We start from the raw sequence: 26,170 nt of genomic DNA, 5'->3' as shown, positions 1-26,170 counted from the left end.
ACTTTGTCAGCTCCCGGAAAAACCCGGACGTTTTTTTATGGATATTAAAAACAACATTCTTGAAACCATTGGTAATACGCCAATGATCCGTTTAAATAAGATCACCAAAAACTTTCCCTGCGAAGTGGTGGCCAAGGTTGATTATTTCAACCCCGGCAACTCCATTAAAGACCGTATGGCATTGAAGATGGTGGAAGTGGCGGAAAAGGAAGGTAAATTAAAACCGGGCGGCACTATCATTGAAGGAACCAGCGGAAATACAGGAATGGGTTTAGCACTTGCTGCTATTGTAAAAGGCTATAAATGCATTTTTGTTACCACAGAAAAACAATCGAAGGAAAAAGCAGATGTATTGAAGGCTGTTGGTGCTGAAGTAATTGTTTGCCCGACAAATGTTTTGCCCGAAGATCCCATGAGTTACTACAGTGTGGCAGCAAGACTTGCAAAAGAAGTTCCCAACTCCTATCATATGAATCAATATGATAATCTGGCAAACCGGTTGGCACATTATGAAACAACAGGGCCTGAAATCTGGAAACAGACTGATGGCAAAATAACACATCTTGTTTGCACTGCAGGAACCGGTGGTACTATAACAGGTGTTGCTCAATATCTAAAAGAAAAAAATCCCAACATACAAATCTGGGCAATTGATGTATACGGCTCATTACTTACCAAATACTTCCGTACCGGTGAAACGGATATGAATGAAGTACATCCTTATATCAGTGAAGGTTTTGGTGAAGACTTTGTGCCCAAGAACTATGACATGAGTGTGATCGATCATTTTGAGCAGGTAACTGATAAAGATGGAGCAGTAATGGCACGACGGCTTGCAAAAGAAGAAGGTTTATTTTGCGGTTACAGCGCAGGCAGTTGTATACAGGGATTGATGCAATTAAAAGACCGATTGAAGAAAGACGATTTAGTGGTCTGCATTTTTCATGATCATGGCAGCCGCTATGTTGGCAAAATATACAATGACCAGTGGATGATGGAAAGAGGCTTCCTGGATGTAAAAACATTTAAAGACATTGTATCATCCCGTTCACATAACCGTTTAATCAGCATTGAACCAACACATACTGTTGCTGAAGCAGTAGAACTGATGAAGAAATATGATATAGAACAGATTCCTGTTATTAGAAATGGAGAACCTGTTGGTTCCATTTCTGAAAATGGATTGTTTGCCAAAGTATTTTCGAATGCTGAAATAAAACATGCCAGTGTAGAAGCTGTAATGGAACCTGCCCTGCCTATTGTTGCGTTTGATACAACGATTGAACGCTTAAGTACATTCATTACAAAAGAAAACGGTGCTGTATTAAGTAAGGATGAAGCTGGTAACTTCCATATAGTAACCAAGTATGATATAATACAATCATTGACGAAGTAAGTAAGAACACTTATTAATAATATTTAAGCCGCTTTTAACAGCGGCTTATACATTTAAGGGCAATTATTAACTCATGATAGTCGTTTATACAGCGGCAAAATAAATAAAACACCTGTTTACAAGTAACTCTCCCAACATACTATACGTAGATCTACGAACGATGGAGTAAATACCGATTACTTAAAATAGAGAATAACTGCTCTTGCCCAGCATTTCACCCCGAAGTACATTTGTATCGGAAGTTGATTGACACACAATCAACACTAACATACGAAGAACACTTATTTTGAATTATCCAAATCCATTGAAAGATCAAAAACTAAAATCCAATATCAGTCAACTTCCAAATTTTTTGAACCGTTTTTAATCCAAATACCTGTAAGAAAACTAAGTCCGTCGAAAAATCCATGAATCCTGACTAACTGAAAAACCTTAGAATCTGAATCCGAAAGAAGAACCAAAGAATCTGAATCCAAAGAAAAACCAAAAGAAAAATCCAATTCCTGACTAATGAAAGACATTAAATTTAAATCCTAAGAAAACCAAAGAAAAATCCAAACATCCTAACTAACGAAAAACCCCGAATCCTATCCTGAAGAACCAAAAAAGAAGCCAACCGACTCAGACTCATCTGTAACGGAATACCAAGAGACCAATGAAAGGCTTTTAAAAAAGATCTGGATCCTATTAAAAAACCAAGAAATCCAATTTCATATCCTTTGAAATCCAGATCTTTTTTTCTTTTTATCCACCCGAAAGGGGAATACTTTGAAAAAAAGAAGAATCCGGTTCTAAAATCCTATAATTGAATTCGTACCAAAGAAAACCATCAAACACCAAGGAACCGAAGAATTATTTAAGTTGCCTGTCTGAAAATAAACTGAAATATGTTTACGATCTGACAGGCAATTTTTTTTACTACCCTCCTCCTTCTTCTAAACCATGCTTAAAAAAAGAGAAGAAAGCTTATTTTTAAACAATGAATCCAGTCTACAAACTGCGGCTGTCAATTTCCATTCTTTTTTTTATCGCCTTATTTATTGTTACATGGCCTTTGTACCAATATCATTTCGATGTTGATGGAATTGGCTATGCAGCTGTGGCACATCACTATCTCGAAGGAAATTTTAAACTGGCTGTAAATGGGTTCTGGAATCCACTGCATTCCTGGCTGGCGGTTCCGTTTATGAAAGCCGGGCTCCCGGACTGGGCTGCATTTAAAGTATCGAATGCTATTTTTTCAATCGGATCGTTGGTTGTGCTTTACTCATTACTCAATAAATTTTCATTATCTGACTGGTTAAAAACAAGCATTCAACTGTCTTCAGTTATCCTGTTGCTGTATTATACCTATAGCGAACTGGCAGCTGATGCTTTGCTTGTTTTCCTTTTACTTGCTTATTTCAATCTCATTAAGTCAGGCTCTTTTTTCAGCAGTATTCAAAAAAATTTACTGGCCGGTTTTATTGGTGCCTGTTTGTATTTCGACAAATCATATGGTTTTCCATTTTTCATCTTTCACTTCATTGTGATACATCTGTTTCTGAATCCTGATAAAAAACAGGCAGTTAAACAACTGGCTGCCGGCTTCGGTATCTTCGCCCTGTTTACATTTCCCTGGATATATGCACTGCACTGGAAGTACGGTGAGTGGATGATTGCTTTTGGAAAATTCAATGCTCATTGGGATTTCAGCAAAGGCCCTATGCCCGGCCCGGTTATTCAACCCCCGCCTTATGAAGGTTCAGCAGCCGTTTGGGAAGACCCATGGCATGTACGGAAGAATAATTTATCGAATGTTCCATTCCTGCAAATAGCCCTTCACCAGGTAAGGGTTATACTTTTTAATTTTCAGCAATGGCTCATCAGCATTCATGAACTTTCTTTTTTAGCATCGGCCATTTTACTGATGAGTGCGGTTAATTATTTCATTCAAAAAAATAAGACCTGGCTCTTTCTCATTATCACTTTGATCACTTTGCCCGCAGGTTATATTTTACTTCATGTTGAAACACGTTTCATCTGGGCATTGAGTTTTGTTTTTATGATTGCAGGTGGTATTTTGATGCAACAACTTTTTGCAGCAATCAACATCAACAAATGGCAACGGTTGTTTATCTGGCTTATATTCTTTGGCAGTTTTTTACTTGAACCCATCAACAAACTGAAAGATCAGGCATTTAAGCACAAAGAGTTTTTTGATACGGTTGATATGATGAAGCAGAACTCAATTGCCGGAAAATTTATTTCAAATACAAAAAAAAGCGAATGTATGGTGGTGGCATATTTATCAAAAAGCTCCTACTATACTATTGCCAAACCTTCTTATACAACTGATGAGCTACTGGAAGAACTTGATCATTATCAGATCCGGTATTATTTTTTCTATTATTCATCCTTGCAGGAAAAAGAAGAATTCCTCAGCGGAAAAATAGCTGCTAAAGCAAAACAAATTAGAGAACCCGAAACAGGTCTGCTGGTTCTTGATCTTTACTAATGACTGTTATTCGAAAGTGGAAAAAATTGCCTTCGTCAAAGCAGCTAATGAGTAATTAACTATCTTAGCGCCTCCAAAAAACTGAATTCAATACTGATTTTTAAACCCTTATACCATTTTTTATGAGTAAATACAGAGCCGGCGTACTTTTTGGCGAAGAATTAGAAGCTTTATACAATGATGCAAAACAGAATCAATTCGCACTCCCCGCCGTTAATACAATTGGAACCAATACCATCAATGGTGTTCTTGAGACAGCAGCAAAAGTAAATTCACCCGTTATTATTCAGTTTTCCAACGGCGGTGCACAGTTTATTGCCGGCAAAGGGATGCCAAACGACAAATTACAGGGAAATATCCAGGGCGCTATCTCTGGTGCCTTACATATACATAATGTTGCAAAATATTACGGCGTACCTGTTGTTTTGCATACCGATCATGCATCTAAAAAATGGTTACCATGGATCAGCGGATTAATTGATGCCGGTGTAGAATTCAAAAAAGAAAAAGGACAGCCACTTTTCAGTTCACATATGCTCGATTTAAGTGAAGAGCCGCTGGAAGAAAACATTCAAACTTCTGTTGAGTTTTACAAACGCATGGCTCCATTAGGCATGTCAATTGAAATTGAACTTGGTGTTACCGGTGGAGAAGAAGATGGTGTTGATAACAGCGATGTAGACAACGATAAACTTTATACACAGCCTGAACATGTTGCTTATTCATATACTGAATTAAGCAAGGTTGGTAATTTATTTACTGTAGCCGCCGCATTTGGTAATGTACACGGTGTGTACAAACCCGGCAATGTGGAATTAAGACCCGTGATCTTAAAAAACAGCCAGGACTATATTGAAAAAGAATTGAAAACAGGACCAAAGCCGGTTTACTTTGTATTCCATGGCGGTAGTGGTTCACCTCAGCACCAGATCCGTGAGGCAATTGGTTACGGTGCCATTAAAATGAATCTTGATACTGATCTGCAGTGGGCATTCTGGGAAGGTATTCTCAACAATTACAAAAAGAACGAAGCTTACCTGCAGGGCCAATTAGGAAACCCTGAAGGTCCTGACAGTCCAAATAAAAAGCATTACGACCCAAGAGTTTGGTTGCGTAAAGGTGAAGAAAGTTTTAACAAGCGGCTGGAAATTGCCTTTGAAGATCTGAACTGTATCAACAGAAACGCATAATTGTTTTACTTTTAATTGCTTTCAAACTTACAGCAGATGGCAAAACAAGAAGAGGATATTGAGAAAAACTTAACCGGTGATGATCTTCCCCGGGAAGACTCTCAGAGATCGTCCTGGTTCAAACGTGTACAGAAAGGCATTCTTACTTCTACTTCCGAAAAAAAGGAAATAAGAGAAGGTTTATGGACAAAATGTCCTGAGTGTAAATACACCTGTACATCGCAGGAACTGAGCGACAATAAATATGTTTGTCCTAAATGTAATTATCATCACCGTATCGGAAGTTCGGAGTATTTTGATCTTCTGTTTGACGGAGATTCATACACTGAATTGTTTGATAATATCCGATCGAAGGATTACCTCAATTTTACAGATCTGAAACCTTACCAGAAACGTTTGGAAGATATCTGGAAAAAAACAGACCTGCACGATTCTATTCGTGTGGCAAGTGGAAAAATTGATGGCTTCGATGCGGTTGTATGCTGCATGGACTTTGATTTCATTGGCGGATCACTGGGAAGTGTAATGGGTGAAAAAATTGCACGTGGTGTTGATTATTGCATTGAGCAGAAAATGCCGATGGTTATGATCTGTAAAAGCGGTGGTGCCAGAATGATGGAAAGTGCTTTTTCGCTGATGCAATTAGCAAAAGTATCGGGTAAACTTTCACAATTGAGTGATGCAAAGCTTCCTTATATCACATGGCTTACTGATCCTACGTTTGGAGGTATTACGGCTTCCTTTGGTATGATTGGTGATTTGAATATAGGTGAACCGGGCGCATTGATTGGTTTTGCCGGTCCACGTGTGATCAAAGAAACCATTAAAAAAGATTTGCCCGAAGGTTTTCAACGCAGTGAATTTCTGTTAGAACATGGATTTCTTGATCTGATTGTTGACCGCAAGGATATGAAGCAGAAGTTTGGTGTACTGTTCAACTTATTCAGGAACTGATTAATCAGAATTATATTTGCAATCAATTAGAGTTGATTCAACTTTAATTGATTGCTTTTTTATTAGTAACAAATGGAATCAAAAAACAGAGCAGCCTTTCACGAATACTATTTTGAAGACAAATTAGTAGCAGGAATGGTATTGGCCGGAACGGAAGTAAAATCGATCCGTGAAGGAAAGGTGAGCTTCAGCGATTCTTATTGTTTCTTTCACAAACATGAACTGTGGATCAAAGGTCTGCATATTGCGGAGTACCGTTTCGGTACAACCAATAACCACATGGCAGTTCATGACAGAAAACTGCTGCTGAATAAAAAAGAAATCCGAAAGTGGGAAAACAAACTAAAAGAAAAAGGATTCACTGTTGTTCCGCTCCGCATCTTTTTTACGGAAAACAATTTAGCCAAACTGGAAATTGGTTTGGGCAAAGGAAAGAAACTTCATGATAAGAGAGAGACCATCAAAAACCGTGATGCTGAACGGGAAATGAAAAAATATATCAAATAAAAAACTATAAGCCCCGGCCACAACCTCCGGGGTTTCTTAAAGAATCACATACATAATTTTGAACAACTTGATTAAAACCCCGGAGGTTTAGAAATATATGACCAAAGAACAGCTGCTCCACGAACTGAAACATGATACCTGGGTAATGATGAAACCCTCACCCATTCATGGTAACGGTGTATTTGCCTTAAGGGATATTCCTGCCGGACAACGTGGTTTGTTCTCAAAAGGCGTTGGTGAATGGATTAAAGTAGAACGCAGTGAAATTGATTCGATACCAAACCACACTAACGACTTGGTTGAAACCTATTGTTTGTTTGATGAAGAATTCTACTACCTGCCCGATTATGGATTTAAGGTGACGGATATTGTAATTTTCTTAAACCATGCAGAAACGCCTAATGTTAAATCCATCAATGATGGAGAAGATTTTGAAACACTTAGAGCAATTGCTGCCGGTGAAGAATTATTTATTGATTATGGTGAGATTGTAGAGAGTGACGAATAAAAAACTTTGGCAAGATTGACTCACTAAATAAAATTAGCATTAGATTTTATTTTAAAATACTCAACCAAGTGACTTATTTCTTTGGGCTTCTTGCTTAAACTACCAATATTAATTCGGTATATTTTTTCTGTTGTATCAATTCGTAATCTTTTTGAGTCTCCTGAATCATACCCTTCTGTAGCAATATATGTTTTGACTATATCACCCCAAAGGATTCTTTGTTTTGCTATCTCCAGATATTGCTTATTGACAACTATTTGAGGCCTGTTGTTGAAAATATAATTCCATCCAGCAATTAATAATAAAAGAAATACTATTGAAACAAAAACCATACTCTTAGATAATAGATATACAGCTAATAAAAGGGCAATACATATTGCTAAATCAAAAGCTTTCTTTTTTTTGCTGAAATAGATTTCAATCGTATCCTGTATTTGAGAATTCACTCCTTCTTTCAACAACTCAGTTTCTTCCAACTTCTCTTTGGTGTGTAACCAGTTTTTAATTCTGCCTTTTATATTCATCTCAAAAGTCGTTTCAAAAAATAAATGAAACTATTCAAATAACTCCGGTTGTGCATGCGGATCTTCCTTCACCCATTCCATTTCAATACTCTTGTTATAGTCTGTAAGCTTTGCTCCCACTGCTTTCCAGCCCATCAGCTCTGCAACCTTGGCTAATTTTATTTTTGCTTTACGTACCTGTGCACCTCTACCGCTTTGCATGGCAAGTACAGGTTCATCATCTGTCGTAACTGCTTCCACATAATTCTTATCTCCTTCTTTGATGAAGAAGAATTTATTCCGAAGTGTGGTTGTTTCAATTTTGAAACGTTTTACATTGTATTGCAACTTATCATTATCAAGGTAAACAGCCGTTACAATTTTCTCCGGTTTAAATAACTCAATCAGTAAAACAGATTCCGGGTCAAATTTTTGTGTGAGTTCCTGGTCGGTGATTTCATAATTACCATCTTTATAAATCACCAGCACTTTATCTTCAGGTTCAAACTTACCTAAGTATTCACCTTTCTCCTCAGTTGTTAAACGGCCAAACTTATCATCAAACCACATTTTCTTTCCACTCAATGTTGATTTACCTTTCTCTTTAAACTTAACGGACTTGATTGGATACTTGGTTACCTGGTTCCCCATGCTGCTTCTGCCTTTGATATCCAGTTCTTCAAAATCAAAATCAAACTCTTTGTTACGGGCAGTACAATTCGGGCTCAACACAATCTTCACTACTTCCGCCTCACCATTGAGGTTTACAGTGAAATAATGCACTTTACTTTTTTCATCACCTCTTGTCAAATCATATTCTTTCTCTCTTGTGATACCTGTTACATTAAAACGCTTGGCATAACTCACACCACCTTTTCCATCAGCATAAATCATGTTGTAAGTCGTGCGTTCATCATTTTTCTGAAATACGGCTGCATGAATAATATCCTTGCCGATATAAGACTTGTCGCTCACCTTCACCACTTTCATAATACCTCGTTTGGTAAACACAATGATATCATCAAAGTCGGAGCAATCACAAACAAACTCATCTTTCTTCAGTGAAGTACCAATGAAACCATCTTCACGATTCATGTACAATTTGGCATTGGCAATAGCCACCTGTTTTACCTGGATGGTTTCAAACGGTTTAATTTCTGTTTTACGTTCTCTTCCCTTACCATACTTCTTCAACAGGTTTTCATAATAAGCCACCGCATAATCAACAAGGTTTGCCAGGTCATACTTCACCTGTTTCATATCTGCTTCCAGTGCCTTGATCTGGTCATTCAATTCATCAATATCCAAACGGTAAATACGACGCACCGGCTTTTCAGTAAGCTTGATAATATCTTCCCGCTTGATTTCCCTTTTCAGTTGTTTTTTAAACGGGACAAAAGCCTGATCAATTGCTATGATTACTTTATCCCAGGTTTCATGTTTCTTCTCCAGTTCCTTATATATCTTTTCTTCAAAGAAGATTTTTTCCAGTGAAGTGTAATGCCATTTCTCCATTAGTTCACCCAACTTGATCTCCAGTTCTTTCTTCAATAACTCTTTGGTTTGATCAGCTGAATATCTCAGCAAATCAGATACAGTCAGGAACTGTGGCTTGTTGTCAACAATTACACATGCATTGGGCGAAATAGATACTTCACAATCAGTGAATGCATACAATGCATCTATTGTTATATCAGGTGAAATACCGGGGGCCAGATCGATCTGCACTTCTACTTCAGCTGCAGTATTATCAGTTACCTTCTTAACTTTTATTTTTCCCTGGTCGTTTGCTTTAACGATGCTGTCCATTAATTGCGTGGTTGTAACACCGTAAGGAACATCTTTAATGAGCAATGTTTTTTTATCCAGCTCTTCAATATGTGCACGCACTCTTACTTTACCACCACGCTTGCCATCATTGTAATTGGCAACATCAATCATTCCTCCTGTTTGAAAATCGGGTAAGATTTCAAAACGCTTTCCACGCAAACATTTAATGGACGCCTCAATTAATTCACAGAAATTATGCGGAAGAATTTTTGTTGACAAACCAACCGCAATACCATCAGCTCCGTGTGCAAGCAGCAACGGAAACTTCATGGGCAATACAACAGGCTCATTCTTTCTTCCATCATAACTCAGCTGCCATTCTGTTGTTTTATTATTGAAGGCAACTTCCAGTGCAAACTTTGAAAGACGGGCTTCAATATAACGTGCTGCAGCCGCATCATCGCCTGTACGCACATCACCCCAGTTACCCTGCGTTTCAATCAATAAATCTTTCTGACCCATATTCACCAATGCATCACCAATACTTGCATCACCATGCGGATGATACTGCATGGCCTGCCCGATGATGTTGGCAACCTTGTTGAAACGCCCATCATCCATTTCTTTCATAGCATGAAGGATTCGACGCTGGACAGGTTTCAGACCATCTTCAATGGCAGGTACCGCACGTTCAAGGATTACATACGATGCATAATCAAGGAACCAGTTTTTATACTGGCCCTGCACCCCGCCTTCATTATCAAAAACATTTTCTTTCTTTTTCGCTGCACTCATAACTTATTTCTTTCCTATTTCACCTAAATGTGTAAACTTAAATCCATTTTCATATTTCAAACCATAACCAAAAAAACGATCCATGGATGAATGACCGAATAAAATAATGCCAAGATTAATCAGCCAGTCTTTATCTGCAATATCACCCGGCAACTGAATCATTAAACCAAGAACAAATACCATGATTGCAATTGCTTTATGATGAAAAAGGTTATAACACAATGCACCAACCTTATCACCTGCTAAATAACCAAGCATACTGATATCAGGTCCCAAAAACAATAACAGATACCACCACCAATTTACCTGCTGTATGTACAAAACTGCAATACATCCAAGAAACATCCCTAACTCTTCCAGCTTTATTATTGTCTTCATCTGTTGAATCGTTTAAATCCTAAAAATCATGGTTCAGACAGTTTCCACAGCCCCGGCTTTTTTCTTCACTTCAAATTCTTTCATGTTCTTTACTTCTCCCTGCACATCAAACAAACCTTCTGCAATCATCAGCTTTAAACGCCACAGCATATAAGCGTCGCCTGTTGTTTCTTTATTCTTACTTAAAAACTGGTTGATGATCTTACTCCCCTTCTGCCAGTCTGCAGAAATGAAATTTTTCAGATCTGCATCATAGTAATCATAATCCTTCTGCATCAGTTTCTTTCCACCTTCCAGTAAACGAACACCTTTTTCTTCAGTGCAGAGTTTTGTCCATTCATCCGGATCAACTTCAAACTCACTTGCCGTAATTAGCCTCGACAGCTTCTTTGCTTTGGTCATTTCTTTTGGCTGAATAGTGTGAATCCACTCCGGGTAAAAAATCAATCCCTTTTCATTAATGAACGGAAGATTGTTCAGGTAAAGAATGGACACTCTTCCCTGGAAATCTTTTAGCTGACTCATTAACCAGTAATATCCGCTTACATCATGTTTGTTCTGTGCGGCCCATATCCAGATTTTTTCTTCATCAGTCACCTGCAACCGTTCAATCAAAAATGCAACAAGCCTGTTGTCATCCAATTCACCTGTATCCACTTTTCCATCATAATCTCCACCAGCGAGTACTTCACGCCACCAGTTCTTTCTTGCTTCAATACCTTCTTGGGTATAAATATCTTTCAGCGGACCAACTGCATAATCATCACTTACCTGCATTACTTCACCCTGCAGGCTTTCATCCAGTTCAATTGCCTGTTGCAGCACCTCAACATCTGCTTCATTAAAAACAATGTGTATCATGTTATCCTGATTCTGTTATTTGCTTTGTATTAAATAATAAACACAACTTGTAAAAAAATTCCGTACAAACGCAATAGCTTTGATTAATCCAAACTGTTCTTTTGGTTTCCAGCCAAACTTATATTCATAAATCGGGTTTACCAGGAAATGTGTTTGGTTGATCAGGTTGTATCCTTTCTCTTTACAGATCCGTTCAAAACGTTCAATTGATATTCCTGTTTCTTTGATCTCCAGCATTTCTTCCCAGTTCTCTCCATTCGATTTCAGCAACCATTTATAAATTGGCGCTGGCAGCAAATGATAATAAGGCAACTTGCTTAACCATTTGCCTTTATTAATCTGCTGATGCCCGCCAAACGGCATATACCATGGCGGGAAACCAAAGAAGATCACTCCACCCGGAGTTAAAAAACTTTTCATCCATTCAATCAGCTTTGGCTGATCATGAATATGTTCAATTACATCCTTCAGTACAATCACATCAAATGCTCCACCTAATTCTGCATAGGTAGTTTGATAAATATCTTTTGAATAGAATTTCATCTGCTGATTCTGCAATTCAGCTGCCATCCATTCCCTTGCATTCACCAAACGGCTTTCATCCAGCTCCACTCCCACACCTATACAACCTTTGTCGACAAATACTTTCAAAACACCGCCTTCACCGCAACCAATTTCCAAAACACGCATCCCTTGTTTTATTGAAAATACTTTCTCAATAAATGGCAGCACATACTTTTCTGTATTCAGAACTTGTATCTCAAAATATCGTTTCCTGTCGGCGTGAAATTCAAACATTCCTTAATTTATTGGCCACGAATTACACGAATCAACACGAATTGATTCAATGAAATTCCTTTTGTTACTTTTTTAATATTTCCCGGCAGCGTATTCATTCGTGCAAATTTGTGTAATTCGTGGTTACACATTTTCTTCTACTATATCCAGTTCTACTTTCAGGTTATCAATAATAAATTCCTGCCTGTCGGGTGTGTTCTTACCCATATAATATTCCAGCACCTGCTGAATATGCGTTTCAGGTAATAACATCACCGGTTCTTTACGCATTTCTGCTCCAATGAACTTGCCAAATTCTTCGGGACTGATTTCACCCAAACCTTTAAATCTTGTGATCTCCGGTTTGTTGCCTAATTTTTTAACCGCTTCCTGTTTGGCAGTTTCATCGTAACAATAAATCGTTTCCTTTTTATCCCGTACACGAAACAACGGAGTTTCAAGAATGTACACATGGCCATTCTTCACCAGGTCAGGAAAGAACTGCAAAAAGAATGTCATCAGCAATAAACGAATATGCATACCATCCACATCAGCATCAGTTGCAATTACAATGTTATTGTAACGGAGATTCTCATAATCATCTTCAATATTCAATGCATGCTGTAACAGGTTGAACTCTTCATTTTCGTACACCACTTTTTTTTAGTGAGACCAAAACAGTTCAATGGTTTACCACGCAAACTGAACACCGCCTGTGTTTCTACATTTCTTGATTTGGTAATACTTCCGCTGGCAGAATCACCTTCGGTAATAAAAATGGTGCTTTCTTTTTGTTTCTCAATTATTTTGATTCGGTCTTTGCCTGTTGCTTCATCGTTGTAATGAAAACGGCAGTCTCTTAATTTTTTATTGTGAAGGTTCGCTTTCTTCGCTCTCTCATTGGCGAGTTTTTTTATACCTGCCAGTTCCTTGCGTTCTTTTCATTTTGTTCAATGCGGCGCTTCAATGCATCGGCAACAGTTGGGTTACGGTGCAAATACAGATCAAGATCTCTTGCCAAAAAATCGCCGATAAAATTCTTCATGCTTGGTCCGCCTTCAGAAACCGTTGTTGAACCAAGTTTAGTTTTGTCTGACTTTCAAATACCGGTTCCTGCACACGCACACTTACTGCTGCACAAATGCTTCCACGTATATCAGCCGCATCATAATCCTTTTTATAAAAATCACGAATCGTTTTTACATACCCTTCACGAAATGCAGCCAAATGTGTTCCACCCTGTGTGGTAAACTGTCCGTTTACAAATGAATAATATTCTTCGCCGTACTGATTTTCATGAGTAAGGGCTACTTCAATATCATCGCCTTTTAAATGAATGATGGGATAACGGATCTCATCCATATTGGTTTTGCGCTGAAGCAGATCAAGCAAACCATTTTTGGAAATGTATTTCTTTCCATTAAAATTGACAACCAAACCTGCATTGAGGTAGCAATAGTTCCAGAACTGGTTATCCATGTACTCATGAATATAACGGTAGTTCTTAAACACTGATTCATCGGGAATGAACGTAACCAATGTTCCGTTTTCTTCGGTACTCTTTTGCTCTTTATGCTCTTTTGTTAAGATGCCTTTTGCAAACTCAGCGGTTTTTTCTTTGCCATCACGAAAAGCCGTTACTTTAAAATAACTGCTCAATGCATTCACCGCTTTTGTACCTACACCATTCAAACCCACACTTTTCTGAAACACTTTGCTGTCGTACTTGGCACCGGTGTTGATCTTACTCACCACATCCACCACTTTCCCCAACGGAATACCACGGCCATAGTCACGGATCGTTACCACACCATTTTCCAGATTTACTTCCACCTGCTTGCCATAACCCATCGTATGTTCATCAATGCAGTTATCAAGCACTTCTTTCATGAGTACATAAATCCCGTCATCCGGGCTGCTGCCGTCGCCTAACTTTCCAATATACATTCCCGGACGAAGACGGATATGTTCCTGCCAATCGAGGGTTTTAATGGAATCTTCGTCGTAATCAAACAAGTTCTTTTTTCTTCAGCCATTGAACAGTTTATAGTTTTATGAGGCCTTCTCAACCCTTCCTTCTCTCCCGTAGAGAGAAGGCGGTACAGCATCAGTTTATTAAACATTTTATCTTCCACACCAGCATCAGTTTTTTACTCTGCAACTATCAACAGGGTCTGCACTTTATTTAACCGGTTGACAAGCGAGGTTTGTGCTTTGAAAGCCTCCCCTTTGGGGAGGTTTGGAGGGGCTTGGCTGGCAAATATAACAAAACCACTTTCGCCCTCCGCTGTAGAATTTGTTCACAGTCCTGTGAATAATTTTTGGCACATAACTGATTATTTCTCAATTTCGCTTCACTAAAATCAAAACATGGACAAAAAGATTTACACTCTCCTTACCATCTTCATCGTATACCTGGTAGTTGCCCTGTCAATGGTTTTATCTGTTGGCGCTCAGAAAGTGCTGACAGCAATCATTTTCGGAGGAGCTGGTATTGGCATCTTCTTCATTGCTTTCCTCATCTGGATGCTCAACCGCAAACACGAAGGATAATACTTTATGGCAAGGGCTATTGACAGCCTCGATTCTTTCTATCCCAAAGACAGGAAAGCCTGGCGCAGCTGGCTGCAAAAAAATCATCAGAAATCGACCGGTATCTGGCTTATATATTATAAGGTTGGAAAAAGCAAACCCCGGCTGCCCTACAATGATATTGTAGAAGAATGCTTATGCTTTGGGTGGATCGACAGTCTTGCCCGCAAATTAGATGATGAACGGGCGATGATACTCATTACGCCCCGTAAACCTAAAAGTGTTTGGAGCGATGTAAACAAACAACGTGTTGAAGTTTTAATAGCCAATGGTCTGATGTTACCGCAGGGACTTGAAAAAATTGAAACTGCTAAAAAGAATGGCAGCTGGGATACATTAACCGCTTCGAACCATGCCGCAAATACCAATCAGCTTCCCAAAGATTTGCTGCAGGCATTTAAAGGAAAAAAAGCAGCACTTAATAATTTCAAAGCTTTTGCTCCTTCTACCCGTAAGCAATTTATGTTCTGGCTCGACAGTGCCAAAACTCCTGAAACAAGAAATAAAAGGCTGCTTCAAACAGTTTTAATGAGCGAAGCAAATAAGAAACCCGGAGTACAGGGTTTTAAGTTGTGAAAATGGCCGCAAGCCTTTCGCTTCACGCTACTCGCAAATACGCAAACTATTTTCACTTACAGCTTATGGCTCGCAGCTTCCGGCGATTTTCTATATTTACCCTATGAAAGCAATCATATCCTTTATCCTTCTCTTCATCTGTTTACAAAGTAATGCCCAGCAACAGGAAATCATCCGTTTAGACAGTTGCAAACAATTCGGCAATAATCCATTGATGATGTTTATATCCGTGTGCAGCAAACCGCACAATGGAACAACAAGAAAACAAGCCTTGATGATCATCTCGATCATTTCTTTAAAGAATATGTACAGAAAAAAGCAGGCGGCAAAATAACCCTCAGCTTATTGATTAATACAGATGGCAAAGCCTGCCTGTATGAAGCAAGACCAAACAGTAATGTTCGCCCGGATTTTTCTGCATTAAAAACATGGATGAGCCAGGGTAACTGGAGTCCTGCCCTGCAAAACGGACAGCCTGTAAGATCGGTCAAAATCCTGCTGGTTAGCTTTGATGGCAAGAAGATCAGCGTAACAGAGCTGGAATAGTTAAGTTCCAACCAATTGGTTTTCAGCAGCCTTGCATTAAATTTCTGTAAAATTAAAACCAGATGCCATTTTTGCATTCCCTAAATCCCGTAAATCGGTCTACATTTGTCGGGTACTGAACCTCTGGAAAACAGGTTGATTTCAACCATCTCCAACTTACCAACACCATTAAGTTCTGCTTGCGGATTGATATTATTGTTAAAGATTAAAATTGTGAACTATGTATTCGTATGAACTAATGGAAACCGGATGCCATTATCTCATCCAGGAAAAAGAAAATGAAGCGCTGAAGCTGATTAAGGTTCACTTTAAAAGTGACTATGCTCTTTGCATTTCCACTTACAATGAAGGAGAGGAAATTGTGGAAGAAAAAGAGCACCCCATTCATGATATTGCTGAATGCTTAGATGATAAAGTAATTGCCAGCTGGGGAGAAACTGTTCTTCGGGCAGGATGCTTATTAGAAGATGAGGAAGAGTAAAATTGGAAACAGTGACTTGAAGATAAGTTGTTGATCAATTTTGATCAGCAACTTTTTATGCCATTGTTAAAACCGATCCTTTACATAAGTGATTTCTGTTTTACCATGCGGCACAGGTTTACCTTCTTCATTTACATTCACAAACACAATTTTCTCAATGGTTAAGATCTGCTCACGGGTCAGTTTATTCCTTACCTCACATTTGAGAGTTAATGACGTATTTCCAAAATGAGTAGCCACAATTCCTATTTCAATAATATCGCCCTGTTTGGGTGATGAAATAAATTGATCTCGAAATAAATTTTGTTACAACATGCTTATTCTCCAGCTGAATGATTGCATAAAGAGCAGCTTCTTCATCAATCCATTGCAGCAGTCTTTCGCCAAATAAAGAATGATTGGGATTCAGATCTTCGGGCTTTACCCATTTACGGGTGTGAAAATTCATACTGTTATCTTCCTGTTGCATATTGTTCTGTTAGAGTATAAAGATAAGTTTCCGTTTGCGAATCAACTCTTTCCAGTTTTCTTCTTCAGCAAATCACTTGCACTTGGCCCCTTCTTTTTCGATGTAGTTGTTTTGTTGAAATTATAACTTAATGTAATGCGGTAGTTTCTTGTTTGTGTACGGCTGTAACTTTCAAGATTAAAATTTGTTCCGTAAGTAAAGATTCTGTTCTGCTGCTGTACAAATGGATCAACTGTATAACCGTTAGAATGATTTTCTTCTTGAATAATTTACGTTGCAGTCCCAAGTTCATATTGATATTGCTCTTTACTGTACCCTGCGGATTGGCAAAACGGTTAAACGTGAACGTGCCTGTTAATGTCCACTTATCATCGGGTAAATAATTACAGCTGAAATTGGAAGTAAAAGAACCACCATCACGGTACTTCCTGATTTGTTTATCGAATGTGCTGTATTGATTATAGATATAACTGGCGCTGATATTGGATCGGATTTTTTTACTGATGGTGAGCCCTCCCCAACTGCTTACTTCATATTCCTGACGACCGCTTACATTATCCCAGGTTACAACTGTTTTACCATCCGGCTGCAATGTTCTGATCTGGCTGATGATGTCTTCAACTATATTATACCCAAGTCCGATATTGGCAAAGCCTTTCGTTTTTGTTTGGCCAAATACTACATCAAAATTATGTGCCTGTGATGGCAGTAAATCAGGATTGCCATAACGAAGATTGTATGGATCACCATAATCAATTGCCGGGTTCAGTTCACCAATGCCCGGACGGCGAATCGTTCTGCGGTAAGCAAACGTAAGATTGGTTTTGTTCTCCCAGCTTCTGTTGAAATTAGCAAAAGGTAAGAGATTGTAAAACCTGCTGTACACATTCTTACCATCTCTGTATAATTCAAACAGGATATTGGTTTGCTCCACTGCAGCACCGGCGCTGATGGAAAAACCCGGTTTAAAAATATGCTTTATGGAAAATCTTGCATTCAGCACATCCTGGTGAAACTCAAAATCATTACTCAGCAAATCAACTTTCTGAAAACTGTTCTCCGGTTTTTTCAGGAATTCTGTTGTTAAAAGTATATGACTGTTGCTGCGGTAGTAAGCAGCACCGGTTGAAAAACTGGTTTTATTATTTTTCAGAATCTTAGCATATGCAACCACTACACTGTAGCCATTGTTGCGGGTATCGTTCGATTGTTTTTGTGTACTGTCGATACCTGTTGGCGTATCATCCGCATTTAAAAACTCCTGAAAAAAATTGCGTACGTTTTTGTTCCATCCAATATTATAAGAGCCAATAACACGCAACTGCTCCCCTGCTGTTTTTCCTTTATGTGTGTAGGTAAAATTTAGCGATGGATTCCTGTTATAACCATCGGTTGCAACAGTCCGTTCGCTCAGTTTCGAAATAGAATCGAACCTGTTGATATTTTTATAACGGTTAAAGCCGCTGTTATCAAATTCGTTCTGGTTATACTGTGCTACAAAATTTACCGTATTCCTTTTATTGAGATCATAATCAAGGTTGAAACGAAAATTGGGGCGTAAGGTTTTGCTGATTGAATTGCTGTTAATCTTTAATTGATTGGATGAATCGGTATAAATATTTGTGCGGTTGCTGTAACCATCTGTTTCATATTGGTTGTACCCCATCCCCACATTCATGTTAACAGCAAAGCCCTGCTTCCGGTAATTGAAATTGCTGCTGAATCCCATTTCACCTCTTGATCCGTAATACAGGTTTACTCTTCCACCAAAACCAACTCTTCCTTTCTTGGTAACAATGTTGATTACGCCACCCTGTTCATTGGCATACTGTGGCGGAGGGTTGGTAAGTACTTCAATTTTTTCAATGGTACTGCCGGGCATACTTTCCAGCAAGTCCTGCAGTTGCTGCATATTCAGCTCAACCGGTTTATCATCAATTAATATCTTGGGCTCTTTACCCCGCACTAAAATCTTTCCATTGGGATCGGTTGTAACCAGCGGTGTTTGTTTTAATAATTCAGTAGCAGTACTTCCATTACTCAATGCACTTTCGCCAACATTGAATGTAATGTTTCCATCTTTTGATTCAATCAAAGGCTTTTCAACATAGATGACTATTTCACCTAACTCTACTGACTGATTACCCATGCCGATATCGTTCAGATTAAAATCTGATCGCTCAGTCCGTAAATGAATACTGTCAATTGTTTTGGTACGAAACCCAATAGCTGTGATCGTTAACCGGTAATATCCAAACTCAAGGTTACTGAAATTAAATGCCCCGTTTTTATCAGTGAGAAATACAGAAAGTTTGGTTGAATCCTTATAAGGAATGATGGAAACCGTTGCCCCCACAATTGCCCGTTGACTTGAGGTATCAAGCACTGACCCTATCACCATTCCATTATCCTTTTTTTGCCCTTGCTGGCTGAAGCAACAAAAGCGAGAAAATGAAAAAGTACAGATAAGAGGAAAAATGGTTTTACTGTCAACGGGTTCAGTTTTTTGAGAGCATAAAGGTAATTTTCAACAGGATACCAGCCCTTTCTTATTCCATCAGTGGTAGTATATATGCTGCCAATCTGTCACCAAATCGCTTATATTTTCCTACCTTTGTCTGCTCAATAAGCTTAAATATGATGGATTTGTTGACAGATACAAAAGTGCATGATGAAAACCGCCAGGGCGAAGCTTATGCTCCTTTTGCAAACGACCCCAACGAGTATAAAAAGAAGTTTTATATCGAAAGCTACGGCTGTGCAATGAATTTCAGCGATAGTGAAATTGTTGCCAGCATTCTCAATACAGCCGGTTTTGGCGCTACAAAAAATGCCGGAGAAGCTGATCTCGTTCTGCTCAATACATGTTCCATTCGTGAAAAGGCTGAGCAAACCATCCGTAAACGTTTAACAGAATTCCGCCAGGCAAAAAGAAAGAAACCGGGTTTACTGGTTGGCGTACTCGGTTGTATGGCAGAACGTTTAAAATCAAATTTACTGGAAGAAGAAAAGCTGGTTGACCTTGTAATTGGTCCGGATGCTTACCGCTCTCTGCCCGGCTTAATAGAAGAAGCAGAAGGTGGACAAAAAGGGGTAAATGTATTGCTGAGCCGTGATGAAACCTATGGAGATATATCACCAATTCGTTTGGAAAGTAATGGGGTGAATGCATTTATTTCCATCATGCGTGGCTGCAATAATATGTGCAGCTTCTGCGTGGTACCCTTTACACGTGGCCGTGAAAGAAGCCGTGATGCAAGATCAATCATCGCTGAAGCACAGGATTTATTCGACAGAGGCTTTAGGGAAGTAACATTACTCGGGCAAAATGTTGACAGTTACCAGTTTGCCCCCCAACCCCCTGAAGGGGGAGTTTCAGAAACTCTCATAACTTTTGCCAATCTTCTTGAAATGGTTGCAAGGTAAGCCCGGAGCTAGAGTTCGTTTTTCCACTTCTCATCCAAAGATATTACAGATGAAGTGCTGTTTACTATGGCGAAATATGAAAACATCTGCAATTATATTCATCTACCGGTGCAAAGTGGAAATACAAGAGTGTTACAGTTAATGAACAGAACTTACACCCGTGAATGGTATATGAAAAAGTGGATCGTATCAGGGAAATTGTTCCTGATTGCGGCATCAGTTCTGATTTTATTGCAGGTTTTTGTACCGAGACTGAAGTGGAACACCAGGATACATTAAGCATCATGGATTATAGCAGGTACGATTACAGCTACATGTATTATTACAGTGAGCGTCCGGGTACACTTGCTGCCAAACGTTATGCAGATGATATTCCCGAAGAAGTAAAGAAAAGACGTTTGCAGGAAATCGTTGACAAACAATATTATTTATCCTTACACAGTAATCAACGGGATATCGGTCAAACCTATAAAGTATTGATTGAAGGTAACAGCAAGAAAGATGAGAGTTCCTGGATGGGTCGTAACTCACAAAACAAAGTGATCGGTTTTTCCGAAAGAAAATTATGATTTGAAGAAAGGCGATTATGTAATGGTAAAGTCAACAGTTGTACCAAAGGCACATTGCTGGGCACAATTGAAAAATAATAACAATGGATTTACAAGTTATAAAAAACAGGTTCGGCATTATCGGTAACTCACCGGCACTGAATCATGCGTTGAATGTGGCAGTACAGGTTTCATCAACCGATCTTACTGTGCTCATCAATGGTGAAAGCGGTGTTGGTAAAGAAGTATTCTCTCAAATTATTCATTCTTTATCTACACGAAAACACAATCCGTTCATTGCTGTGAACTGCGGTGCAATTCCTGAAGGAACGATTGATTCTGAATTATTCGGTCATGAAAAAGGTTCTTTTACCGGAGCATTAGATGCAAGAAAAGGATATTTTGAAACGGTGAATGGCGGTACTATTTTCTTAGATGAAATTGGTGAACTGCCTTTAGGCACACAGGCACGTTTGCTGCGTGTACTGGAAGCAGGCGAATTCATCCGTGTTGGTTCATCTAAAGTACAGAAGACGGATGTACGTGTAATTGCAGCTACCAATAAAGATCTGCTGGAGTTTACTCAAAACAATAAGTTCAGAGAAGATTTATATTACCGTTTGAATACTGTTCCTATCCGTGTACCATCATTAAGAGACCGGAAAGAAGATATCCCTCTCCTGTTCAGAAAATTTTCTGTTGACTTTGCAGAACGTTATAAAACAACTCCAGTGCAACTGGAAGATGATGCAAAAAATCTGTTAATCAGTTATCCGTTTCCCGGTAATGTGCGGGAATTAAAGAATATTGCAGAACAGATTTCTGTTCTATCAACCAACAAAATTGTTACAGGTAAAGATTTAGCTCCCTTCTTGCCCGAAAGAAGTTTTAATCGTTTGCCGGTGCTGGCTCATCAAACTGCTCCGGCAGGAAGTGCTGCTGAGTTTGCCAATGAACGGGAGATTCTGTACAAGCTCTTTTTTGATATGAAGCGTGATGTAACCGAGTTAAAGAAAATGTTCCTTGAAGTATTGCAGAATGGAGGATCACAGGTGCAGATGCCGGGCAACTTTTTTAACGAAACCATGATTGCTGAACCGAAGCCCATGGAAGTGAATCAACAGCCGGTCATCAGTTCATCTACTTCATCGCAGCCAATGATCTTTAACGGAAATGGCAATAGCGATATTCAGGATCATGTGGAAGTGGAAGAAAGCCTCAACATCATGGACAAGGAAAAAGAACTGATCATTAAAGCACTGAAGAAACATAAAAGCAAACGCCGTGATGCTGCACTCGATCTCGGCATCAGCGAAAGAACTTTATACAGAAAACTGAAGGAGTATGATATTGAAGAACTTTAGAAGAAAGTCGTTAGTCGTTAGTTGCAAGTCGATAGTGAAAAGCATGTGGCTGTTAACTATCGGCTATTGGCTATTGGCTTTATCCTCCTGCTATTCCTTTAAAGATGTTTCTATTCCCCCTGAAGTAAAAACAGTGAACGTCCACTTTATTACAAACAGTGCAAGAATCATAAACCCGCAGTTAAGTCAACGCTTAACTGATAAGCTTCGTCAGAAAGTAGTTAATCAAACAAGATTATCACAAACAAATAATGACGATGCCCATTATGATGTAAGTGGACAGATCACAGATTATTATGTTACAACATCGGGTATTTCCAATCAACAGGCAGCTTCCAATAACCTGAACGTAACAGTTCATCTTGTGTTTAAAAACAGGATGGATGATAAAAAAAGTTTTGAAGCCGATCTTACAAGGAATTTTCCTTTCTCAGCAAGTTTATCACTTGCTCAGGCAGAAAGTTCATTGACGGATCTGGTTGTTACAAATATGACCGACGAAATATTTAACCGCATTTTCTCAAACTGGTAATTTTTTCAATTACTTTGCTGCAATGATGAACGCTGATTTATTTAGCAGGCTTATACAGCAACCTTCACTGCTGAAAGAAACTTCAAAAGCGGAGCTGGAACAACTCGTTTACCAATACCCCTGGTTTGGAACAGCTCAATTCCTGTTAGCTGCCAAATTGAAGCAAACAGCTGATACATCAGCTTCACAGCAAACACAAAAGGCAGGTATCTTTTTCAATCAGCCCTTATGGTTCACACTGCAATTAAAGCAATTTGAAACGCAGAAAGAAACTACATCAGTTCTTCAAACTCCGCCTGCATCATTTTTTACAGAAGAAAGAAAGCAAACTGATTTTGAATTAGTGCCCGAAACAGAAGAAGAGAAAATGGCCAATGATACAGATGCTGTAATGGATGCAGAAGCAAATATTGAAGTGGAGATAAGCAGAGAAGAAGAAATTTCACCTGTATCAGACGCCGTTCTGGATGCAGAAGTTATGATAGAAGCGGAAGCAATCAAAGAAGAACAGGTATCACCGGTTAATGATGCTGTGCTGGATGCCGAAGTAATGATAGAAGCAGAGACATTGAAAGAAGAAGATATTTCACCTGTTTCAGACGCTGTTCAGGATGCAGAAGTATTGATTGAAGCAGAAACGTTTAAAGAGGAACCATCAGCTTCAATAAATGATACAGCTTCAAATGCACCGACTCTTATAGCAGCAGAAATCAAAGAGGAAACAGCAAACACCTCTTCAGTACCCGATGATCAACCCGTTTTCACCTTCGAACCTTTTCATACCGTTGATTACTTTGCGTCGCAGGGCATTAAACTCCGGGAAGATAAATCGGGCGATGACAAACTTGGTCAGCAGGTAAAAACCTTTACCCAGTGGCTGCGTTCTATGAAAAAGATCTATGTGGAAGAAAAGAAAGAGCTGAATCCAAACGAAGAAAAAGCTGTGGTAAGCATGGCCACCAAGTAACCAGCAAACCGAAGTGCTTACCGAAACCATGGCAGATGTGCTTATAAAACAGGGGAAACTTTCACAAGCCATTGACTTATACCGCAAATTAAGTTTGCTGCATCCCGAAAAAAGCGTTTATTTTGCATCCCGAATTGAAGAATTAAAATTGTAACAAATGACTTGGTTATTCATCATACTGGTAATATTGGCCAGCGTTATTTTAGGATTTATTGTACTGGTTCAAAACCCAAAAGGTGGCGGACTCAGTGGTTCTGTGGCCGGTTTCAGTAACCAGTTTATGGGCGTTAAACAAACAACCGATGTTCTTGAAAAAGGAACCTGGTTATTTGCAGCCATTATTGGTGTTCTGTGCCTGGTTTCAACTGTATTTATTTCTGATACTGCCGGTACAGGTGGTGGCAGCCTTGAAAAGGTTCCAACCACTCAACAACCGGTTAAACAGGCTCCTGCTAATAACAGCACTCCAACTTTACCGGCAACAACTCCGGCTAAATAAGGATTCTTAAATTATTTATTGAACCCCGACCTTACAGTCGGGGTTTTTTGATTTATTTTGATCTCATCTTTAGAACATGGCCCGACTGTTGTTGTGTCACTCACTTCATCTGCAACAATTCTATTGAACAAACTGTATGAAAAAAATTCTGACTTTTTTATTTACTCTTCTTCTGGTAGTTGTTCTGGTAATAGCCTTGAAATTCTTTGGCTCTGCAACCAATTTCAATGAACCAAAAAAATATTTGTATATCCATACAGGTGCGGCAAGTAAAGAAGCCGTACTTATATCATTAAAAGATTCAGGATTTATCAAGAGTCTTGGTTTATTTGAACTGGCAGCAGGCAAATTAAAAGTATGGCAACGTCTTCGTCCGGGTAAATATGAAATTGCAAATGGCAGCAGCTTATTTACATTGATCAGGAAACTGAGAAATGGTTCTCAAACTCCTGTAAATCTCATCATCACCAAACTCCGTACAAAAAAAGATCTTGCTGCACTGATTGGAAGAAAATTTGAATCGGACTCATCAACCATTATACAATATCTCAACAATAATGATTCGCTGAAAAAATTTGGACTTGATACCAATACAATCATGACGGCTGTATTTCCCAACACCTATTCTTTACTGTGGAATACAAGTCCGCAAAAAATCATCAGTAAACTGAATGAACAACGCAATAAATTCTGGACAGCGGAACGTAAACAAAAAGCAAAAGCATTGGGCTTAACGCCTGAGCAGGATAAGTTTGCTGTTGGCGATTTCACACTTAAACGGATTCTGTTCGGCCATATCAATTCAACTGCATCATCACCTTACAATACTTATAAGAATAAAGGAATACCACCCGGCCCCATCTGCACGCCATCTGAAACAACAATTGATGCAGTCTTAAATCCAAAACAAACAGATTATCTTTTCTTCTGTGCCAAACCAAATGGGAACGGCTATCATGCATTTGCAGCAACCGATGCTGAACACTTAAAGAATGCAAAAGCTTACCAGCAATGGTTAGACAGTTTAAAGATTCAGTAAGTCACTAAAAATATTTACTTTGAGCAAGGATGACTGTTGCACGCTTTATATATCATTTGCCCATTATCCGTTCACTGATCAGGTTCAGTAAACGCTGGCGTCCACCGGGCTTTGAAGGCATTGCATTGTATGATGTGGTTGAATTCTTTTTTGCACAGGTAAAAAAAGTTGGGTTTACAGAAAGGGCTGCAGCTATTTCTTTCAATTTTATCATGGCGCTCCCACCCGCCTGTATCTTTTTGTTTTCATTGGTTCCTTTATTTCCAATTGCAGATCAGTTTTACAATGAAGTGAATTCATTTGTACGTGATCTTACTCCCAACGTTGCCACAAGAAATATTGTAGAAAGTTTTCTGAATGACTTTTTTAAACGTCCGAAAAACAGTTTGCTTTCCATTGGTTTTGTTACATCCATTTATTTTGCTTCCAACGCCGTATTGGGAATTATTCACAGCTTCAACCGGTCAATTCATGAAAAAGAAAGCAGGGTATTTCTTGCGTATCGATGGAAGGCCATTAAATTAACCTTCATCATCATGCTGCTTTTCACTGCCAGCATCATTTTATTAATTACACAGGGTGCTTTATTCAACTGGCTGCTCAAACTGCTGAATATTGATAATGAATTTGTAAAATGGCTGATCATTGTATTGCGGTGGGTTGTGATAGTTGGTTTGTTCTTTTATTCCATCGCATTTATCTACCGGCATGCCCCATCGGTTGAAAAGAAATGGAAGCTTATCTCACCAGGTTCAATCATTGCCAGCTTCCTGATTATTGCCTTCACCTTTTTATTCTCTTTCTGGATCAACAATTTTGCTTCCTACAGTATTTATGGCTCAATAGGTACCATCCTGATTCTCATGATCTTTATCAACTTTATTTCGCTTGTGTTACTGATTGGTTTTGAACTGAACGTAAGCATTAAAGTGCTCAAAAAGCATTCAGATAAAAGGCTTCAGGAAGAGATGAGCGGTATTAAACCAGAGCAGTAA

General features: G+C 38.9%; 22 protein-coding genes and 3 pseudogenes. 17 read left to right on the top strand and 8 right to left on the bottom strand.

The genetic code is table 11. The features are described 5' to 3' along the window. The first annotated feature begins 37 nt into the window (after positions 1–37). The 6 genes from IPK31_16730 to IPK31_16705 all read left to right on the top strand — a co-directional run bounded on the left by IPK31_16730 (position 38) and on the right by IPK31_16705 (position 7,052). Positions 38–1,396, top strand: coding sequence for a pyridoxal-phosphate dependent enzyme (locus IPK31_16730; protein ID MBK8089439.1), 1,359 nt, complete (start codon positions 38–40; stop codon positions 1,394–1,396). Positions 1,397–2,375: 979 nt separating this feature from the next. Continuing rightward, positions 2,376–3,893 carry a hypothetical protein gene (locus tag IPK31_16725; protein MBK8089438.1) on the top strand — a complete coding sequence of 506 codons (1,518 nt, stop codon included), beginning with the start codon at positions 2,376–2,378 and terminating at the stop codon, positions 3,891–3,893. 122 nt (positions 3,894–4,015) lie between these two features. Next, a complete protein-coding gene (fbaA, locus tag IPK31_16720) occupies positions 4,016–5,083 on the top strand; it encodes a class II fructose-bisphosphate aldolase (protein ID MBK8089437.1) in 1,068 nt (355 codons plus the stop codon). Between the two features lie 36 nt (positions 5,084–5,119). Continuing rightward, the gene (locus IPK31_16715; protein MBK8089436.1) at positions 5,120–6,037 is read left to right on the top strand and encodes an acetyl-CoA carboxylase carboxyltransferase subunit beta; all 918 of its coding nucleotides are present in this window, start codon (positions 5,120–5,122) and stop codon (positions 6,035–6,037) included. A 72-nt stretch (positions 6,038–6,109) separates the two neighbouring features. Then, positions 6,110–6,544, top strand: coding sequence for an SsrA-binding protein SmpB (gene smpB, locus IPK31_16710; protein MBK8089435.1), 435 nt, complete (start codon positions 6,110–6,112; stop codon positions 6,542–6,544). A 97-nt stretch (positions 6,545–6,641) separates the two neighbouring features. Further along, positions 6,642–7,052, top strand: coding sequence for an SET domain-containing protein-lysine N-methyltransferase (locus IPK31_16705; GenBank protein MBK8089434.1), 411 nt, complete (start codon positions 6,642–6,644; stop codon positions 7,050–7,052). A gap of 23 nt (positions 7,053–7,075) precedes the next feature. On the opposite strand, the gene IPK31_16700 is transcribed toward IPK31_16705, so the two are convergent. The 6 genes and pseudogenes from IPK31_16700 to IPK31_16675 all read right to left on the bottom strand — a co-directional run bounded on the left by IPK31_16700 (position 7,076) and on the right by IPK31_16675 (position 14,083). Beyond that, positions 7,076–7,576 (bottom strand): hypothetical protein, encoded by a 501-nt coding sequence (locus IPK31_16700; protein MBK8089433.1) that lies wholly within the window; start codon positions 7,574–7,576, stop codon positions 7,076–7,078. A 30-nt stretch (positions 7,577–7,606) separates the two neighbouring features. Beyond that, positions 7,607–10,120 carry a DNA gyrase/topoisomerase IV subunit A gene (locus IPK31_16695; GenBank protein ID MBK8089432.1) on the bottom strand — a complete coding sequence of 838 codons (2,514 nt, stop codon included), beginning with the start codon at positions 10,118–10,120 and terminating at the stop codon, positions 7,607–7,609. Between the two features lie 3 nt (positions 10,121–10,123). Further along, a complete protein-coding gene (locus tag IPK31_16690; GenBank protein ID MBK8089431.1) occupies positions 10,124–10,498 on the bottom strand; it encodes a DUF4260 domain-containing protein in 375 nt (124 codons plus the stop codon). A 33-nt stretch (positions 10,499–10,531) separates the two neighbouring features. After that, the gene (locus tag IPK31_16685; protein MBK8089430.1) at positions 10,532–11,359 is read right to left on the bottom strand and encodes a DUF1835 domain-containing protein; all 828 of its coding nucleotides are present in this window, start codon (positions 11,357–11,359) and stop codon (positions 10,532–10,534) included. Positions 11,360–11,374: 15 nt separating this feature from the next. After that, positions 11,375–12,157, bottom strand: a complete 783-nt coding sequence (locus IPK31_16680) for a class I SAM-dependent methyltransferase (protein MBK8089429.1) — start codon at positions 12,155–12,157, stop codon at positions 11,375–11,377. 123 nt (positions 12,158–12,280) lie between these two features. After that, positions 12,281–14,083, bottom strand: a pseudogene (locus tag IPK31_16675) (type IIA DNA topoisomerase subunit B). A gap of 423 nt (positions 14,084–14,506) precedes the next feature. Here IPK31_16675 and IPK31_16670 point away from each other — a divergent pair. From IPK31_16670 to IPK31_16655, 4 genes are all read left to right on the top strand, one after another. Next, positions 14,507–14,689 (top strand): hypothetical protein, encoded by a 183-nt coding sequence (locus tag IPK31_16670; protein MBK8089428.1) that lies wholly within the window; start codon positions 14,507–14,509, stop codon positions 14,687–14,689. A gap of 6 nt (positions 14,690–14,695) precedes the next feature. Continuing rightward, complete coding sequence (locus IPK31_16665) at positions 14,696–15,304, top strand: YdeI/OmpD-associated family protein (protein ID MBK8089427.1); 609 nt, start codon at positions 14,696–14,698, stop codon at positions 15,302–15,304. Between the two features lie 231 nt (positions 15,305–15,535). After that, positions 15,536–15,850 (top strand): hypothetical protein, encoded by a 315-nt coding sequence (locus IPK31_16660; GenBank protein MBK8089426.1) that lies wholly within the window; start codon positions 15,536–15,538, stop codon positions 15,848–15,850. 220 nt (positions 15,851–16,070) lie between these two features. Then, on the top strand, positions 16,071–16,331 hold the full coding sequence (locus tag IPK31_16655) for a hypothetical protein (GenBank protein MBK8089425.1): 261 nt from the start codon (positions 16,071–16,073) through the stop codon (positions 16,329–16,331). A 66-nt stretch (positions 16,332–16,397) separates the two neighbouring features. On the opposite strand, the pseudogene IPK31_16650 reads toward IPK31_16655, so the two are convergent. After that, positions 16,398–16,779, bottom strand: a pseudogene (locus tag IPK31_16650) (acyl-CoA thioesterase). Between the two features lie 148 nt (positions 16,780–16,927). Beyond that, complete coding sequence (locus IPK31_16645; GenBank protein ID MBK8089424.1) at positions 16,928–19,201, bottom strand: outer membrane beta-barrel protein; 2,274 nt, start codon at positions 19,199–19,201, stop codon at positions 16,928–16,930. A gap of 236 nt (positions 19,202–19,437) precedes the next feature. Between IPK31_16645 and miaB the strand changes: the two are divergent. The 7 genes and pseudogenes from miaB (at position 19,438) to IPK31_16610 (ending at position 26,170) form a co-directional block, all read left to right on the top strand. Continuing rightward, a pseudogene (gene miaB, locus IPK31_16640) lies at positions 19,438–20,795 on the top strand (tRNA (N6-isopentenyl adenosine(37)-C2)-methylthiotransferase MiaB). Positions 20,796–20,878: 83 nt separating this feature from the next. Then, positions 20,879–22,138, top strand: a complete 1,260-nt coding sequence (locus IPK31_16635; protein MBK8089423.1) for a sigma-54-dependent Fis family transcriptional regulator — start codon at positions 20,879–20,881, stop codon at positions 22,136–22,138. A 73-nt stretch (positions 22,139–22,211) separates the two neighbouring features. Beyond that, the gene (locus IPK31_16630; GenBank protein MBK8089422.1) at positions 22,212–22,670 is read left to right on the top strand and encodes a hypothetical protein; all 459 of its coding nucleotides are present in this window, start codon (positions 22,212–22,214) and stop codon (positions 22,668–22,670) included. Between the two features lie 25 nt (positions 22,671–22,695). Further along, a complete protein-coding gene (locus tag IPK31_16625; protein MBK8089421.1) occupies positions 22,696–23,637 on the top strand; it encodes a hypothetical protein in 942 nt (313 codons plus the stop codon). A 157-nt stretch (positions 23,638–23,794) separates the two neighbouring features. Beyond that, complete coding sequence (gene secG / locus IPK31_16620) at positions 23,795–24,136, top strand: preprotein translocase subunit SecG (GenBank protein MBK8089420.1); 342 nt, start codon at positions 23,795–23,797, stop codon at positions 24,134–24,136. 136 nt (positions 24,137–24,272) lie between these two features. After that, positions 24,273–25,175, top strand: coding sequence for an endolytic transglycosylase MltG (locus IPK31_16615; GenBank protein MBK8089419.1), 903 nt, complete (start codon positions 24,273–24,275; stop codon positions 25,173–25,175). A 29-nt stretch (positions 25,176–25,204) separates the two neighbouring features. Then, positions 25,205–26,170 carry a YihY/virulence factor BrkB family protein gene (locus IPK31_16610; GenBank protein MBK8089418.1) on the top strand — a complete coding sequence of 322 codons (966 nt, stop codon included), beginning with the start codon at positions 25,205–25,207 and terminating at the stop codon, positions 26,168–26,170.

Source organism: Chitinophagaceae bacterium (genome assembly GCA_016713085.1).
Taxonomy (GTDB): Bacteria; Bacteroidota; Bacteroidia; order Chitinophagales; family Chitinophagaceae; genus Lacibacter.
Note: the sequence above shows the minus strand (reverse complement) of the source record. Positions and strands in the feature narration are given on the sequence as shown.